The sequence below is a fragment of the Flaviramulus multivorans genome (genome assembly GCF_021728415.1).
Taxonomy (GTDB): domain Bacteria; phylum Bacteroidota; class Bacteroidia; order Flavobacteriales; family Flavobacteriaceae; genus Sabulilitoribacter; species Sabulilitoribacter multivorans.
This window is the reverse complement of sequence record NZ_JAKKDV010000004.1, coordinates 171,838-188,042: the sequence shown is the minus strand read 5'-3', so window position 1 is coordinate 188,042 and position 16,205 is coordinate 171,838. Positions and strand designations below refer to the sequence as shown.

Below are 16,205 nucleotides of genomic sequence, written 5' to 3'. Positions count from 1 at the left end.
TTCATAAGTAATACTTGTGAGGCTTTTTTATATTTACAGCATGATAAAACTCAATATAAAAAATGAAACTTCAAGACTTCGTTCGGTTATTTTAGGAACGGCAGAAAGTAACGGCCCTGTACCTAGAGTAGAGGATTGTTATGACCCTAAAAGTATTGAGCATGTCTTGGCTGGAACGTATCCAAAAGAATCAGATATGATTTATGAAATGGATGTTGTGGCCAAAGTATTTGAAAAATACGGCGTAAAAGTTTATAGACCAGAAGTTATTGAAGATTGTAACCAAATTTTTTCTAGAGATATTGCTTTTGTTATAGAGGATAAAATTATTCGTGCTAATATTTTACCGGATAGAGAGCAAGAAATTGAAGCTATTCGATATGTTTGGAACCAGATAGATAGAGCAAACAGAATAGTACTGCCAGAAGAATGTCATGTTGAAGGCGGTGATGTTATGCCCTTTAATGATTATATTTTTATTGGTACATATTCTGGGGAAGACTACTCAGATTTAATTACAGCACGAACGAATATGGATGCCGTAATTGCTATACAAGAACTATTTCCAAACAAAATAGTAAAGTCGTTCGAGCTTAGAAAATCCAACACCAATGCAAAAGAAAACGCGTTGCATTTAGATTGCTGTTTTAATCCCCTAGGAAAGGGAAAAGCGATTATTCATAAAAACGGATTTTTAATTGAAAAGGAATATGAATGGTTGGTAAATTTCTTTGGAAAGAGCAATGTGTTTGAAATTACTAAAGAGGAGATGTATGATATGAATAGTAATATTTTTTCTATTTCTGAGGATGTTATTATCTCTGAAAAAAACTTTACACGATTAAATACTTGGTTACGAAAACAAGGGTTTACCGTCGAGGAAGTACCTTATGCTGAAATTGGCAAGCAAGAAGGGTTATTGCGCTGTACAACCATGCCTTTAATTAGAGATTAAGCGTTCCAGCCTACTTATAAGATATGCACACTCGCATAGGGTTATATTTTGATTGTTGGATAGGATATTTATGTTAAACTATCTGAACAAAAGTGAATTGTTCTTCAAGTTAAAAATAGTCAGTTGAAATTTTTTATGAGATCAATTTTTTAAGATTAAGCACAGTAATTTATTCTTTAATAAGCTATACTTTTGCATTATAATTTTGGAATAAAATGCAACAAACCACAAATACTATTTTAATGGTTCGACCGGTTCATTTTAGAATGAATGAACAAACGGCGATAAACAACTATTTTCAAGAAGATATCGATATTAAAAATCAAGAAATCAATAGTCTTGCTCAACAGGAATTTGATATGTTTGTAGAAAAACTTCGATCAGTTGGAGTGCAAGTAATTGTGGTAGATGATAAAAAAGAAACTGATACTCCAGATTCTATTTTCCCTAATAATTGGGTGTCGTTTCACCAAAATGGTAATGTGGGACTTTATCCAATGTTTGCTGAAAACAGACGTTTAGAGCGTAGAGAAGATATTTTAGAAACATTGGAAGCGCATGGGTTTATAATAAAAAACATTATTGATTATACAAGTGCTGAAGAAGAAAACATTTTTCTAGAAGGTACAGGTAGTTTATTACTAGACCGCGTAAATCATAAGGCGTATTGTGCCTTATCACCCCGAGCTGATGAAGATTTGTTTATAGAGTTTTGTGAAGATTTTGAGTATACGCCTATAATTTTTACAGCTAACCAAACCGTTGACGGCGTACGCAAACCAATTTATCACACTAATGTTATGATGTGTTTAGGTGAAACCTTTGCTGTAATTTGCTTAACCAGTATTGACGATAAAAAGGAACGTAAAAATGTGATTTCGCATTTAAAAGAGGACGGTAAAGAGATTATTGATATTACAGAAACACAAATGAATAATTTTGCAGGAAATATGCTGCAATTGAGAGGCGCTAATGATGTGCGTTATTTGATAATGAGTCAAGCTGCGTATGATTCGTTAACATCTAAGCAAATAAGCACTTTAGAAAAACACAGTAAAATACTATCCAGTTCTTTAAGTACTATTGAAACTTGTGGAGGCGGTAGTGCACGCTGTATGATGGCTGAAGTGTTTTTGCCTAAAGCCTAAATCTTATTCCATTTGCGTTAGGGATAATAGCGAAAATCCTTTTTGTGCAACTATAAAGTTAAGTGAAATTCAAATTTTAATGAAAATATTTTTTTTGATGGGATACTGAAACTAGTTCAGCACAAGAAGATTGTAGCGGATAGCCCGACCCTAAAGGGTAACGCCCAAATAAAATGTTATGACGGTCTGGATTTTGGTAATTGTACGTAAAAAGTACTACCTACACCTTGTGTGCTTTCCACCCAAATTTTACCATTATTAAGTTCTACCAACTCTTTGCAAATAGATAAACCTAAACCTGTTCCTTTTTCGTTATTAGTACCTACGGTTGTAAAAGAGGTATTTTTAAAAAGTTTTTCTAGATTTTGTTTAGAGATACCAACTCCAGTATCTGCAACGCTTATAATACAGCTGCCATTACTTATATGGTTGGATACGGTAATAGTATCGCCACTTTTACAAAACTTTAAGGCGTTGGCAAGTAAATTTTGAATAACAATTTCGAACATACTTCTGTCAGCATAAGCAAAGTCTCTTAACGAATGGTCTACCAAAGTAATGCCTTTATTTTCCATACGCTGTTCGATAAGGTTTATTTTTTCTTCAAAAACTTCCTGAACATCAAATAGTGTTGGCTTAGGTTCCAACGACTGCATTTGAGACTTAGACCAGTTTAGTAAGTTAAATAATAGCAATGAAGCGTTGTTGGCATTTTCGCTTAATTCAGGTATTAAATTGTCAAATTCTTCTCTTGATAAAGAGCCGTCTTTTAGTAAATCTATAAAGCCATTTATGGAGGAAAGCGAGTCTTTTAAATCGTGTGATACGATAGAGAATAGTTTGTCTTTTACATTATTTACATTTTCTAGATGCTTTGTTTGTTCTTGAAAAGCTTCGTTTTGTAATTCAATCTTAATATTTTTTTCTTCAAGCTCCTGCATGTACTTAATATTGCTATTTCGCTTTAAATAAATTAAAACTAAAAACGTAGATACAATAGCAAGGGCTCCTAACAAACCATAAAAAATTAGTTTGAACCGGTTAAATCTATCATCAGAATCTGAAAGTGAAGAAGTGGTAGGTTGTTCTGTAACCAAGGTATTAGCAGGCTTATCAAAGTCAGGGTCTAGTTCCAAGTTTTCTGGTTCAATACTGCTAGGGTTTAACTCAACCTTATTTCTATTTAAACTTCTATTTAATTCATAATACTCACGTTGCCATACAAAAGCTCTATCAAATCGCTTTCTTGTAGAGTCTAATGTTTTCATGAGTTTATAATGCCTTAATAATTCTGCTTTATTATTTAAGTTTTTTGCAATTTCTCCAGCTTCGGTAAGTTGTCTTTCGGCTAAAACTAAACGGTCTTGTTGTAGGTTTAAATCACCAAGATTGTTTAAGGTTATTAATAAATCTTCTTGATTGTTTTTTCGCGTGTTAATGTTATACCCTTGTACTAAATATCTAGAGGCTTTGTCGTAGTCATTAAACTTTAAGTATTCGCCACCTATTCTTGGGAGAATTTTTCCACGAATAGAATCATTATTAGATTGACTACTTGCTAAAACTTTTTCGTAGTAGTCTATTGCTTTTCTATGTTCTTTTTTCTCAGAGTAAAGCTCTGCTAATTTAATATTAGACTCATTAACAGCTTTAGCATCATTTAAGCGCTCTTGAATTTCGGCCGCTTTTGTGTAAAACTCAATAGCTTTTTCAGAAGCACCTACATTATAATAGGCTTCAGCTAAGTTACTATATGCGATGTTAAGATCGCTTACAAGGTTTCTTTTCTCCAGTTCTTCAATGGCAGCAAGCGAAAACTGTAAACCCTTTGCGTAGTTACCACGCTGAATTTCTATTAAACCAATACTATTATTAACCTTAGCTATATTCAAAGTATCATCTAGGGCTTTAAAAAGAGTTTTTGATTTTGTGTAACCACTTATAGCGTTAATGTAGTCTCCTTTTTGAGCATAAATTAATGCCTTGTAATAGGTTATTTCGGCAATGCCTCGTTTGTAGTTAATGGTGTTTGTGAGTTTTTCACTTTCAATAATGTATTTAAAAGCTCTATCATATTCTTTCGCATTATAAAGTCTTTTAATTAAATTTAAGGAAGTTTCAACCTTTACTGAATCTTGTTGTTGAAAAGCGAGTTCTATAGCAAGACTATCTATTTCATTAGTTTGGGATAAACCAATGAATACAGATAAACACATTAAAAAAGTAATTATTCTCCTCATACAACATTTAAATTATAACGCATTATAGAGCACTCAACCTAAGTTATTCTTAATTTGAGGGAAATTAAGATGCTCTATAAAGTTATAATTGTTTGTTAGTGTTACTATCCAACCGAATGGATTAGTTTAATAGCTTTACCTAGCAAAAGTTGGAAAAAGCACCATTAAAATCTAATTTCTGCGTTTTAATACCAATAAATTAGATGAAGTGACGAGAAAAAAAATGGACAAAAATCGACGAATAGATGAACAGCAAAAAACATAGAAAAAAAGCATTTTTGTCGATGAAATGCACTTTAAACCTTAATTTTTTCAAGTTTTACATAAACGTCAGAAATAGAGGGTGTTACGATATTTTTGTCATTTTGGTGTGATAACTTAATTACTTATTTACTTATGCTTGGAAGCTTTTCCATTATTACTGGAAAAAGATAAAAAACTTGCTATCTTTGCAAGCCTATAAAATTGATAAAATGAATCTTGAGGATATTCTTTTTAAACATGTTAAACAAGCTGTAAAATCTAATTTTAATGTAGAATTAGAAACTATAGAATTTCAAGCAACGCGAAAAGAATTTGCTGGCGATATTACGGTTGTTATTTTTCCTATGTTACGGTTTGTTAAAGGAAATCCAGTTGTAATTGGTGAGACTATAGGAAATTATTTAGTTGAAAAAGTAGATGATGTAAAGGCGTTTAATGTTGTAAAAGGCTTTTTGAATATTGAAATTAATGATTCTTTTTACCTTAACTTCTTTAATGATGTAAAAGATGATAATAGTTTTGGTTTTGTAACTCCAAAAGAAGGAGATAAGGCTGTTATGGTTGAATATTCTTCACCAAACACAAATAAACCCTTGCATTTAGGACACATTAGAAATAACCTTTTAGGGTATAGTGTTGCTGAAATTTTAAAGGCGTCGGGAAAAAAAGTATATAAAACACAAATTATAAACGATAGAGGCATTCATATTTGTAAAAGTATGTTGGCGTGGAAACGTTTTGCACCTAATGGGAGTGATGGTAAAAAAGAAACTCCAGAAACTACATTGAATCCTGAATTAAGGAAAGGTGATAAATTAGTTGGGAATTATTATGTCAAGTTTGAAGAAGAACTAAAAAAGCAAGCAAAACCTATTTTTGATAATTATATTGAGGGTAATATAGCTCCTCCAGTTGTTGGGGGTCATATAATAAAACAGAAAGCTGAACTGATTAAGGATATTAAAGAGATAATCGATGATTTAAAGATAAAGATTGAATTGAGAGAGGAAACTTCTGTTTACCTGGATGAGATTAAATCAAAAAAAGAAAAATTAAAGAAAGAGATTGACATTATAAATGATTATGCCCGTAATCGAACAGAAATAATGTCTGAAGCTTATATAATGTTGCGCAAATGGGAAGCAGGTGATAAAGAAACGGTTGAACTTTGGGAAATGATGAATGGTTGGGTGTATGAAGGTTTTAATGAAACTTATAAAAACTTAGGAGTAGATTTCGATACACTCTATTACGAGAGTAACACCTATTTATTAGGAAAAGAATTTGTTGCTGAAGGATTAAAGTCAGGTGTTTTTCAAAAAGAAGAAGATGGTTCTGTTTGGTGCGATTTAACTGAAGATGGACTTGATAAAAAAATAGTTCAACGTGCTGATGGTACAGCAGTTTATATGACCCAAGATATTGGTACTGCTATACAGCGTATTAAAGATTTCCCCGATGTTGGTGGAATGGTTTATACTGTAGGTAATGAGCAAGATTATCATTTTCAAGTATTGTTTTTAATTCTTAAGAAATTAGGGTTTGAATGGGCTAAAAGCTTGTATCATTTAAGCTATGGAATGGTAGATTTGCCTTCAGGAAAAATGAAGAGTCGAGAGGGTACAGTTGTTGATGCGGACGACTTAATTGAAGATATGGCAAAAACTGCTGAAGAAATATCTGAAGAATTAGGGAAGTTAGATGGTTATTCAGATGAAGAGAAGCAAGAACTTTATAAAACCATAGGTCTGGGTGCCTTAAAATATTACATCCTAAAAGTCGATCCTAAAAAACGAATTTTATTCGATCCTAAAGAGTCTATCGATTTTCAAGGGAATACAGGACCTTTTATTCAATATACCTATGCGAGAATTCAATCTATTTTAAGAAAAGCAGATGTTGATACCAATATCAAGTTGAATGCTGATGAAACATCTCTACATACGAAAGAAAAGGAGCTTATTAAACAAATACAGTTGTTTCCAGAAGTGGTTCAAAATGCGGCATCGCAACATAGTCCTGCATTAATTGCAAACTACACCTATGATTTGGTTAAGGAGTTTAACTCGTTTTATCAAAATGTGTCTATTCTTGGCGCGGACAATGCCAATGAAAAAACTTTAAGAGTGCAACTTTCAAGTGTGGTTGCTAATACTATAAAAAACAGCTTTAGTTTATTAGGTATTCAAGTTCCAGAAAGGATGTAGTTAAGGAGTGCGTAAAATTTTATCCATTTTTCGCCCTCTTGCAAGTTCATCGACTAACTTGTCCAGATACCTTGCTTGTTGCGTTAAAGGGTTTTCTAGGTCTTCCACACGATAACCGCAGATAACGCCTTTTATTAATGAAGCATTTGGGTTTAAACTAGCATTTGCAAAGAATTCTTCAAATGTTACTTTTTTTTCAATGAGTTCTTGTAATTTTTTTTTGTCGTAGCCTGTTAGCCATTCAATCACTTGGTGTAATTCACTTATGGTTCTGTCTTTCTTTTCAACTTTTGTAATATAATGTGGATAAACCGAAGCAAAAGTCATTTTAGCAATACGCTCATCTTGGTTGTACGCTTTTTTCATTTCTTTTAAATGGTATAGATTAAAATGTTAAATAATTTTAAAGTTAAAACATTTTCTTTAAAAAGTGAAACTTAAAAACTTACTCTAAAACTCACATTTGGGGTTATGCCTAAAGACTCATTGTCAACTTTATTAACCATGTTTTGGTCATCCAGGGTGTAGTAAGTATTTATAATATTTTTTTTATTCAGCACATTCCATATGGATGCACCAACCGTTGCGTGTGCAGTTTCGGAGATGCTAAACGCATAAGTAGCAGAAAAATCAGTACGTAAATAGTCCTCTAGATTAGTGCTATTTGGGCTTGAGTAAGTAATTATATCATCATCTGGGTTGTCGTTGACACTAGGCTCCGTGTTTGGTATTCCTGAGTGCCAGTTTAAACCAAGAGCTAACTTTATATTATTATTAGTATAGGTTCCAGCAAAAGTTAATGCGTGTTTTATGTCCGCATTATTAGGAAAAGATTCACCATTATTTAAATCATTAAAAGTATAATTATTAGTGCTGTATGAGTAAGAAATCCAACCACCTAAAATATTACTGAATTGTTTATTGAGTAACACGTCGATACCCTTAATTTTATAACTCCCAATGGCATTTACAAATTGATATTGGTTTTGAAAACCTTGGCTCCGTGTAGTAATCCCATCTACTTTTTTTATGTAGCCCTCAGCACTTATTAATAGTTTATTTTTGTTGTAATGAAGCCCTACCGATGCTTGTTTGCTCTTTACTATTGGTACAGGATATATGTTTTTATTATTAACAACTTCCACTTCCGTCTTGTTGTTTGCTAATACCCATCGTCTGTTTTCAATACCTAAAAAATCGTTTTGTAAATCGATTATTTGTGAGGTAGTCTGACTTTTAAATTCTCCTAAAACTTCGAATCTAAAATCATTTAAGAACCGCTGGCTAAAACTTATTCTGGGCTCTAAAAAAAACATGTTAAATTTAGGTAGGTTGTTTAATCGTGCACCCAAAACAAGTTTTGTTTTTGCATTATTAGATAGGAATCCTGTTTCGCCATAAATAGCGTGTGTTCTAACAACATCGCGAATAAAACTTCTAAAATTTGGATTATTAACGTCTTCTAAATTGCTAATACCAACTTCTGTAAATTGATACCCTCCGTTTATTTTTAACTGATGATTATAAGTGTAATTAACATCTAGTTTTGCGGCACCATCATAGACCTGGTTTTCTTGAATTAAACGCTGGTTGTTTAAAATATCAAAATTAGTAGCATCTAAATCATAATTGGTAACATAAACTTGGGTAGTTGTTGAAAGCTTGCTAGTCCAGTCTCTCGTATAGGTTAATCCAATGGCTGAATTACGTTGCGTCAGCTTACTGTTTAAGGCTTCACTTCGGTCATTACTTGTGGATTGTTCGTCGTAATTTAAGTCGTTAAACACATGATAAAAATGCAAACGGATTTTATCCTTTTCAGTTACATCGTACAGAAATTTAGTAGTCACATCGTAAAAATAAAACGATTCATTTTGAGAGATAGATGTTCCGCTATTTTTTGCATTTTCGAAGTCTGAATCCTGAAAGATGCGTTTAGAATATTGCTCGAATGTTGAGGTGTTTATTAAATCGGTAATCGATCTACGTGTTGAAAGTTGTAACTCGCTTTTATCCGAAAGCGGTATTTTTGCATACCCATCAGCATTAATTAAATTAAAGCCCAATCCAGCTTTAAATTCATTGTCAATATCATCTGGTAATTGCATATCAATAATACTAGAAATACCATCGCCATACTTGGCACGGGTTCCGTTTTTATAAACATTCACCCGTTTGGTTGTATAAGGGTTAAAGGCAGAAATTAAACCAAAAAAGTGTCCCGATTGATACATTTTTATACCATCCCAAAGCAGTAAATTCTGGTCGTGTGTGCCACCGCGAACATTGATGTTCGATACAGTTTCATCGGCGCTTAAAACACCAGGTAATGCTTGTATAGTTTGTAAAACATCAGGTTCTATAAGCCCTGGTAGAATGCCAAAAGTTTCGGGTTTAATGGTTAATGATCCATCGTTTAATTTGGTAATTCCCGATGTTAAATAGTTGCTTACTACAACTTCTTCAAGCCTTTGAGTATTAACTAATCCATTGTTTTTTTGAGCCTTTTTTATAGCCACAAAACGGTTATCAAGTAACTCAAAATCTAAATCAGTTTCAAGTTTTAAAAACTCTAAAGCTTCCTCTAATGTAAAGTCGTCTCTTAAAGGCGTTGCTTTTTTATTTTTTATGCTTTCATCAACATACGAAAAACTAATATTAAATCGGTCTTCCAGTGCTTTTAAAATAGTGATAAGGGGTTGTTTTTCTTTTTGAACGGTTTGGGCTTTTAGCGTTGCAACATTCAAAAAAAACAATAAAAAAAAGATAGAAAGTACATGTTTTCTACTCACCTCTTAATGTTATAGTATTGTTAGTTTTACTATAGGTTACATGTAAAGGTAAGGTAATTGATTTTAATGCCACATCTAAATTATCGTGTGTAAAATTACCTGTAAATAATTGTGTAGAATCAATTCCTAGTAAGGTAATATCAACATTGTATTGTCTTTCAAATTCAGCAATAACGGTTTTATAAGGCATACTTTTAAAAGTACTTTCGTTATTTAACCACGAAGGTGTTGAGCGATTTTCTTTTTCTTTAGCAATTGTTTTCCCATCAATAATTAAAAAACTGTCTCCAGGATTTAATTTAGTTTCTATGGAATTGTAAGTAACCCCAACTAATCCTTCGTAGCAAATAACCTCAAAATAATTGTCCCGTTGTTTTACATTAAATTGAGTACCATAAACCGTTACGGTTCCTGATTTTGTAATAACGTTGAATGAAGAACCTTTAGCGACTTTAAAAAAGGCTTCGCCTTCAAGCTCTACTTCACGTTCTTTTTTCCAATGATTTTTATTAAATGCCAATAACGATTTAGCGTTGAGGGAAACACTTGATGCATCTGGTAGCTCAATAGTTGTTTTTTGAGCCACAGTTGTTGTTATTGTAGTATCTAAAGTTGTCGTATAATAATAAAGACTAAAGCAAACGGCAAGTATAGCAGCAACACGCATAAATGGTTTTATCCAATGTGTTTTTGGTTGTGCTTTTTTACTTTTAATTTTAGATAACACGGTTTCTAACGCTGCAGAAGTATCGTATTCATCAGCTTTAAAAGCTTGCAAGTTGGTATGTAACTTAACTAAATCATCATAGTCTTCAAGGTTTTTAAACGCTTGTAGCTCTTGATCATTTAGATTGTTATCTAACCATTTTGATATGAGTTCTTCTCTTTTCATCATTTGCTTATTCAACTATATAACAATTAACTTTTATTTTTTCCTACCCTTGGGTTGAAAAAAGTTTTAAATTCATGATTATTTACCAAGTTTTAATATTCTTGTTGCTCCTTGAATTACAAGAATAAAAACTATAGTACCAATAATTAAATCAGGTTTATTCGAGTTTAACCAATTAACTAAAAGTCCAGCGATAATAACCCCTAAATTTATAATAACATCATTAGAAGTAAAAATCATACTTGCTTTCATATGCGCTTCATTTTTACTTTTAGATTTTTGGAGCAAATAGAGACATATTCCATTTGCTATTAGAGCAAGAACTGAAATTAATATCATGGTTGAAAAGTTCGGTAATTCTTCAGTGCCAAAAAAACGTCTTAATACTTCTGTAAAACCAACTAAAGCAAGTATAATTTGAAAATATCCAGCAATTTTAGCAATACGTCTTTTCCGTATTACACTTCCCCCAACTGCAAATAAGCTTAATCCATAAACAAAGGAGTCGGCGAGCATATCTAAACTATCGGCAATAAGTCCCATAGATTTAGAAATAATTCCAGTGGTCATTTCTAATAGGAAAAACAGAAAGTTGATTAGAAGAACACTCCAAAGTAATTTTTTTTGATTTATGTTTTCAACAAAATCAGTTTGGTTAGTATCTTCGGTTTTTATTTTTCTTTCACCAAGTTTTAGTTCTGAAATCAATTTTTCAATTTCATCAATTTTTCCAGTATGAAAAACAGTTAATTTTCTGTTTGCAATGTCAAAATCTAAATTTTTAATGGAAGAAATTCCGTCAAGTTTCATCCTTATTAAGTTTTCTTCAGAAGGACAATCCATTTTAGAAATTTCAAATAGCGTCTTTTGCATTTGCTTTTGTTTATAACTCCTTAATATCCTTCCTCAACTTTTCCAAAGCCCCATAAATACGTTTTTCAACCGCTTTGGTTGAGATGTCTAAAATCTCAGCAATTTCTTTAAAGCGTTTTCCCTCTACACGATTCATCATGAAAGCTTCGCGTTGTGCATCCGTTAAATTACTTAATGCTTTTTGTAGCTTGTCATTATACTCGGTTTCCTGCATTAGAAATTCAGGGTTCTCATTGGTATATGTTTTAGGTTTGGTTTGTTGGTGTTTTAAAACTACTTTTTGATGAGCTGCTTCATTCAACATTAAATTATTGGCTGTAGTAAAAACAAAACTCTTTGCTTTATCGGGTGAAACTTTGGCGCAATTTTCCCATAACTTAATAAAAGCTTCCTGTACTTTATCTTTAGGGTTGAGCAAATCGCCAAATTTGTAGTATAAAAAATTGTGTAAATCTTTGGCATGTTTATTAAATATAGACGAAAAAAGATGCTCCTCGCAAATATTATCATGTAATTGTTTCCCCATTATTATTGGTAGTTGGTAGCACTAAAATAAAAAAAAAGCACATACAGGGTAGGAATTTTTAAAGTTATCCTGTTTTATAATCAAAAGCTATGTTGAACCCAAAATCAATTATCATGAAAACAAAAATGAAAACACTATTATTATTACCTTTTTTTGCCCTTTTAATGTTAACGTCTTGTCAAGATGAGGTTGTTGATATTACACCTCCTGTAGAGGAAGAAGCCCTTACACCCGAATCTGAATTAACTGCTTTAATGCTTTCCGCTTCTACCATGGACGGATCTGCAGATAACGTAATTGACAAAGCAAGTTGTTTGTCTGTAAAATTACCAATAACTGTTATTGTTAATGGTCTTGAAATTATAATTGACTCTAAAGAAGATTTTAAAGTTATTGAAGCTATTTTTAAAGAGTTTGAAGACGATGAAGATGACTTAGAAATTATTTTTCCTATTACAGTTATTCTATCAAATCATGAAGAAATTGTTATTGAAAACCGTGCGCATTTAGCTGAATTAGTTGCAGAATGTAGAGGTGATAATGAAGAAGATGATGATATAGAATGTATCGATTTTAAATACCCAATCTCTTTTACAGTTTATAACCCTAATTTTCAGGTTATTGATGTTGTAGAAATTCAAAACGACAGACAATTACACTTCTTTATTAAAAGAGTTATTAATGCTGAAGTTTTAGCAAGCCTTAATTTCCCGGTCACAATGGTATTGGCTGATGGTACTGAAATTGAAGTGAATAATAACATACAATTGGCTAATGTTATTAGAGAAGCTAAAGATGCTTGTGATGAAGACGATGATAATGATTATGGAGATGACGATTTTACAAAAGAACGATTAGACGAGTATTTACAATCTTGTCCTTGGGTAGTGCATGAATTCAAAAGAAATGAAGATAATTTAAACGATCACTATCGTGAGTATGTAATAGTATTTAAAGCAGAAAATGTAGTAAAAGTATATGCTAGAAATGGCGATGTTTTAACGGGTACTTGGACAACAAGAGTTACCGATCGTGGTGCCCTAATAAAATTAGAGTTTGATACGCTTGTAGACTTTACTTTAGAGTGGTTTGTATACGATTTAGACCCAGGTAGAATTAAGTTATACCAAGCTGGTGGTAACCGAATCATCTTAAAGAAAAATTGTGATCTTAATACAGATATTACCAAAGAGCGCATTGAAAATTATTTAAAAGAATGTTTCTGGAGAGTAGCACGATTAAGCATTGATGGAACCGATAATGAAAAAGATTATATAGGTACACCATTAAAATTCTTCGAAAACAACGTAGTTAAAATTCGTGTAAACGGTGTGTTTGTTGAAGGTACTTACCAAGTGTTAGCTTATAATACTGAAGGGTTTGTGTTGCAAATTCAATTAGAAGGAAGACCAAACTTACAACTAGAGTGGTTTGTTACATTCCTACAACCAGGTTTAATTAAACTTGAAAGCTTAGGAAATAGAGATAACAAAATGGTTTTAATGAGACATTGTCCTGATGGAGATGATGATATAAACTACATTGATGATGTTTTAATTACAGGTGAGTGGGAAGTAGCACTTTATGAAGATGGTGATGTAAATAAAACCGATAGTTTCAGCATGTATACCATTGATTTCTTAGAAAGCGGATGGATAAAAGTAACAGACCCGAACAATGGAGTTATAGATGGTAATTGGTTGGCATATAGAAACGAAGGATTGCATTTAGGTATGCACTTCGGGATTGAAGAGCCGTTTAATCAATTAAACCACAGATGGAGAATTGTAGAAATAACTCCTAATAGAGTGGAATTAAAAGATTTAAGTTCAACAGGAGCCATAGAAAGAATCTTAGTCCTTGAAAAGAAAAATTAATTACGTTTTTGGTTAAAAGGAAACCCCCTTATTTCGATTGGTTAGGTTAATTATTAAGCAAAGTTTCCTTTATAAAGGCTGTCAATTTAATATTGACAGCCTTTTTTTATTATGGTTTTTTATAAAGTGTTACTTCTATAATAACAAGCAAATCACTAAATTTGCACTTCTTAAAATTTAAAGAGAATTATGTTTAATAATTTAAGTGATAAATTAGATAAAGCTTTACACGTACTAAAAGGTCACGGAAGCATTAGCGAGGTAAATGTAGCCGAAACTTTAAAGGAAGTACGTCGTGCCTTATTAGATGCCGATGTTAACTTTAAAATTGCAAAAGAATTTACTACCAGAGTTAAGGATAAAGCGCTAGGTCAAAACGTATTAACTACGTTACAGCCAGGGCAACTCATGGTGAAAATTGTAAAAGATGAGTTAACCGAACTTATGGGTGGAGATGCAGAAGGCATCAATCTTTCTGGTACACCAAGTGTTATTTTAATGTCTGGTTTACAGGGTTCTGGTAAAACAACGTTTTCAGGTAAACTGGCTAATTATCTTAAAAATAAAAAATCCAAAAAACCTTTATTAGTAGCGTGTGATGTATATCGTCCTGCTGCGATTGACCAATTGCATGTTGTTGGAGATCAAATTGGTGTAGAGGTTTTTAGTGATAGAGAGAATAACGATCCTGTTGCTATTTCTAAAGCAGGTATTGCTCATGCCAAAGCAAACGGATATAATGTGGTTATTATAGATACCGCTGGTCGTTTGGCCGTTGATGAGGTCATGATGACCGAAATATCAAACATTCATAAAGCTATTCAACCACAAGAAACCTTGTTTGTAGTAGATTCTATGACTGGGCAAGATGCTGTTAACACCGCAAAAGCCTTCAACGATGTCTTGAATTTTGATGGTGTCATCCTTACCAAATTAGATGGTGATACCCGTGGTGGAGCTGCTATTTCTATTAAATCCGTGGTTAATAAGCCTATAAAGTTTATTGGTACGGGTGAGAAAATGGAAGCTATTGATGTGTTCTATCCGGCACGTATGGCAGACCGTATTTTAGGAATGGGTGATGTGGTGTCGTTAGTAGAACGTGCACAAGAGCAATTTGATGAAGAAGAGGCAAGAAAACTTCAAAAGAAAATAGCCAAAAACCAATTTGGGTTCGATGATTTCTTAAAGCAAATTCAGCAAATAAAGAAAATGGGTAATATGAAAGACCTTATGGGGATGATTCCAGGCGCTGGAAAAATGCTTAAAGATGTTGATATTGATGATGATGCCTTTAAAGGGATTGAAGCCATTATTCATTCCATGACACCTAAAGAGCGCAGTAACCCTGCCATAATTAATTCAAGTAGAAAAATTAGAATAGGAAAAGGTTCAGGAACATCGGTACAACAAGTTAATCAACTTTTAAAACAATTTAACCAGATGAGCAAAATGATGAAGATGATGCAAGGAGGTGGCGGTAAAAAGATGATGCAGATGATGAAAGGAATGCGTTAAATTCAATTAGTTTTTAGTAAATACCAATCACCAAATGATAATTTTAGACGGTAAAAAAGTAAGTAACGATATTAAAGATGAAATCGCTGAACACGTGAAATCTATGATTTCTCAAGGGGAAAGAGTACCGCATCTTGCGGCAATTCTTGTGGGATCTGATGGTGCGAGCATGACTTATGTTAATGCCAAGGTAAAAGCCTGTGAACGCATTGGTTTTAACTCTACACTTATTGAATTACCAGAATATACTTCGGAAGAAGAATTACTAGAAAAAATACACGAATTAAATACCAACAATAACATTGATGGGTTTATCGTGCAACTACCATTGCCAGAACAGATTGATGATCAAAAGGTTTTAATGGCTATTGACCCAGATAAAGATGTTGATGGATTTCATCCTGTAAATGTTGGAAGAATGGCTTTAGATTTGCCTACGTTTTTACCAGCAACACCTTACGGTATTATGGAGCTACTTGAAAGATACCGAATTGAAACATCAGGTAAGAATGTTGTTGTTATGGGTAGAAGCCATATTGTTGGTAGGCCCATGAGTATTTTAATGAGTCAAAAAAGAAAAGCTGGTGATGCTACCGTTACCGTAGTTCACAGTCGCTCTAAAAACTTAACTGAGATTACTAAAAATGCGGATATTATTGTTGCTGCCATAGGTATTTCAGAATTTTTGACTGGTGATATGGTAAAGGAAGACGTTGTAATTATCGATGTAGGAATCACTCGGGTTCCTGATGCAACTAAAAAGAACGGCTACAGACTTGCAGGCGATGTGCATTTTGAGAGTGTTAGTCAAAAAGCCAGTTACATTACTCCGGTTCCTGGTGGCGTTGGTCCAATGACTATAGCCATGTTGCTTAAAAACACATTGTTAGCACGAGAAAGACACAGTAATTAA

General features: G+C 32.8%; 12 protein-coding genes. 6 read left to right on the top strand and 6 right to left on the bottom strand.

Annotation, left to right across the window (positions count from 1 at the left end):
- Positions 1 to 40: 40 nt before the first annotated feature.
- Both L3X39_RS10770 and ctlX read left to right on the top strand, forming a co-directional pair.
- Positions 41 to 955, top strand: a complete 915-nt coding sequence (locus L3X39_RS10770; protein ID WP_237231794.1) for a dimethylarginine dimethylaminohydrolase family protein — start codon at positions 41 to 43, stop codon at positions 953 to 955.
- Between the two features lie 215 nt (positions 956 to 1,170).
- The gene (gene ctlX / locus L3X39_RS10765; RefSeq protein ID WP_237231793.1) at positions 1,171 to 2,103 is read left to right on the top strand and encodes a citrulline utilization hydrolase CtlX; all 933 of its coding nucleotides are present in this window, start codon (positions 1,171 to 1,173) and stop codon (positions 2,101 to 2,103) included.
- 176 nt (positions 2,104 to 2,279) lie between these two features.
- Here the strand turns inward: ctlX and L3X39_RS10760 are convergent, their stop codons facing one another.
- A complete protein-coding gene (locus tag L3X39_RS10760) occupies positions 2,280 to 4,343 on the bottom strand; it encodes a tetratricopeptide repeat-containing sensor histidine kinase (RefSeq protein ID WP_237231792.1) in 2,064 nt (687 codons plus the stop codon).
- Between the two features lie 473 nt (positions 4,344 to 4,816).
- Between L3X39_RS10760 and argS the strand changes: the two genes are divergently transcribed.
- Complete coding sequence (gene argS, locus L3X39_RS10755; RefSeq protein ID WP_237231791.1) at positions 4,817 to 6,814, top strand: arginine--tRNA ligase; 1,998 nt, start codon at positions 4,817 to 4,819, stop codon at positions 6,812 to 6,814.
- Here argS and L3X39_RS10750 read toward each other — a convergent pair whose 3' ends face one another.
- The 5 genes from L3X39_RS10750 to L3X39_RS10730 all read right to left on the bottom strand — a co-directional run bounded on the left by L3X39_RS10750 (position 6,815) and on the right by L3X39_RS10730 (position 11,897).
- Positions 6,815 to 7,180, bottom strand: coding sequence for a DUF2200 domain-containing protein (locus L3X39_RS10750; protein WP_237231790.1), 366 nt, complete (start codon positions 7,178 to 7,180; stop codon positions 6,815 to 6,817).
- A gap of 71 nt (positions 7,181 to 7,251) precedes the next feature.
- A complete protein-coding gene (locus L3X39_RS10745) occupies positions 7,252 to 9,606 on the bottom strand; it encodes a TonB-dependent receptor plug domain-containing protein (protein WP_237231789.1) in 2,355 nt (784 codons plus the stop codon).
- Positions 9,599 to 10,501, bottom strand: coding sequence for a FecR family protein (locus tag L3X39_RS10740; RefSeq protein ID WP_237231788.1), 903 nt, complete (start codon positions 10,499 to 10,501; stop codon positions 9,599 to 9,601). The genes L3X39_RS10745 and L3X39_RS10740 overlap by 8 nt, the downstream gene beginning before the upstream one ends.
- Before the next feature lie 75 nt (positions 10,502 to 10,576).
- The gene (locus tag L3X39_RS10735) at positions 10,577 to 11,371 is read right to left on the bottom strand and encodes a cation efflux transmembrane domain-containing protein (RefSeq protein ID WP_237231787.1); all 795 of its coding nucleotides are present in this window, start codon (positions 11,369 to 11,371) and stop codon (positions 10,577 to 10,579) included.
- 10 nt (positions 11,372 to 11,381) lie between these two features.
- Positions 11,382 to 11,897 carry an RNA polymerase sigma factor gene (locus tag L3X39_RS10730; RefSeq protein ID WP_237231786.1) on the bottom strand — a complete coding sequence of 172 codons (516 nt, stop codon included), beginning with the start codon at positions 11,895 to 11,897 and terminating at the stop codon, positions 11,382 to 11,384.
- A 113-nt stretch (positions 11,898 to 12,010) separates the two neighbouring features.
- Between L3X39_RS10730 and L3X39_RS10725 the strand changes: the two genes are divergently transcribed.
- The 3 genes from L3X39_RS10725 to folD all read left to right on the top strand — a co-directional run bounded on the left by L3X39_RS10725 (position 12,011) and on the right by folD (position 16,205).
- Positions 12,011 to 13,774: a hypothetical protein gene (locus tag L3X39_RS10725; RefSeq protein ID WP_237231785.1), complete on the top strand. Its 1,764-nt coding sequence runs from the start codon at positions 12,011 to 12,013 to the stop codon at positions 13,772 to 13,774.
- A 189-nt stretch (positions 13,775 to 13,963) separates the two neighbouring features.
- Positions 13,964 to 15,292 carry a signal recognition particle protein gene (gene ffh / locus L3X39_RS10720; protein WP_237231784.1) on the top strand — a complete coding sequence of 443 codons (1,329 nt, stop codon included), beginning with the start codon at positions 13,964 to 13,966 and terminating at the stop codon, positions 15,290 to 15,292.
- Positions 15,293 to 15,326: 34 nt separating this feature from the next.
- Positions 15,327 to 16,205: a bifunctional methylenetetrahydrofolate dehydrogenase/methenyltetrahydrofolate cyclohydrolase FolD gene (gene folD, locus L3X39_RS10715; RefSeq protein WP_237231783.1), complete on the top strand. Its 879-nt coding sequence runs from the start codon at positions 15,327 to 15,329 to the stop codon at positions 16,203 to 16,205.